At 30.2% G+C, this 1,377-nt stretch carries 1 protein-coding gene; it reads right to left on the bottom strand.

Annotation, left to right across the window (positions count from 1 at the left end; genetic code table 11):
* Window positions 1-279: 279 nt before the first annotated feature.
* Complete coding sequence (locus Rain11_RS13680; RefSeq protein ID WP_101359929.1) at window positions 280-675, bottom strand: hypothetical protein; 396 nt, start codon at window positions 673-675, stop codon at window positions 280-282.
* Window positions 676-1,377 lie beyond the last annotated feature (702 nt).

The raw sequence follows: 1,377 nt of genomic DNA on the forward strand, positions 1-1,377 counted from the left end.
GCTATAAGTATTTTTTTTATACCTCACAAAAAAACAATAAGGATTTTCTTAATGATGAAATCTTTCTTAATTTTGTTAAATTAAACGCCGTCAATATCCACTAATTCATAACTTGGCGGTCATATTGGACAACTGAAAAAAATAAAAACAGAAATAAAGACGGTAGCAGTACCGAAATAAAATCGTTTCATTTTCGTAAAATTAAAGATTGTACATAAAACTCGAAATTTTGAGCTCAAAAATTTCTTGGTGCAATGATATAGCAAGCCTAAACTTTTTTCAAACTTTTTTCAAACTTTTTTCAAAAATTAAATTTTTCAAAGAATTCTGTATAATTATTTTTAGAAAAATAGAGATATTCCTTGCAAAAAAAACATCCATAGCCAAGCCAAAAACTACCCCAAAGCCAAACCCATAATTGATAAGTTCGCGGAAATAAATTGACGCAAAGCTGTAAAAAAGTGCTTCTACTTCTTTGGGGTGCATTGCTTCTATTTCCTCCACTACCACTCGGTGCAAATCAATGGAAAGCAAAAGTTGGGGCAAATTATCGTCTAACGCCTCAAAGACCGCCTCTAAAATTTGAAAAGCCAAATATTCTTTGGTAGAAGGCAAGATTTTAGGCAATAGCTCGTGAGTAATCGCAGAAATGCGTTCTTGCAAAAAAATCCTCACTTCGGGTTTTTGAATAATTTTAATTGTGTAAGTAATAAGCGATGAGGTTTCTTATCCAAAACCTCATCACTTTTACTTTTGAAAATAACCTAAATTTTATTTTTTGAGAGAAATTTTTAAGGTTATTTGTACTTTTTTGAAAACATAAACTTTTTAACTAAAAAAAGCCCTTATTTTCCGAAAATTTACTACGAATAACCCTATAATTCCGATGGTCTCAAGAACCAATGAAATTATAAGTGCCATTGATGCATTCTGATTACCCTCTAACTTGAGAAATGCACTATTTGTTATTCCAAATATTCCTAATAATAGTAATAAGAAAAAAAGTTTATTCTTACGGCTCATTTTTTAGTTTTTTTTTATTTTTAATTGCAAATTTTGCAGTGAATACTAATTGCAATAACAATTGGCATTGGGTTAGTAATTTGAGCAATACAACTAACAAAGTCATCGCAAAAAGCATTCCATTCTCGCTTAAAGCATTGATCAAAGCTTTCGTTCTTAGGGTGTTGGCTACAAGGATTATCAGACAAAATTGTATTATCATTTGAAATAACACTTAATTGATAAGGAACGTGAGTTAAGCGGCAATATCTTGAAAAAGTTCAAAATTTGTAAGTAGATTTTTTTCTTGAAAATCTCTAATAGTGGGCTTTTTATCTAGGAATTTGTAGGCAATAATTCCAGACCACAAATTGA

The sequence above is a fragment of the Raineya orbicola genome, from assembly GCF_002843425.1.
In the GTDB taxonomy this organism is placed as follows: Bacteria; Bacteroidota; Bacteroidia; order Cytophagales; family Thermonemataceae; genus Raineya; species Raineya orbicola.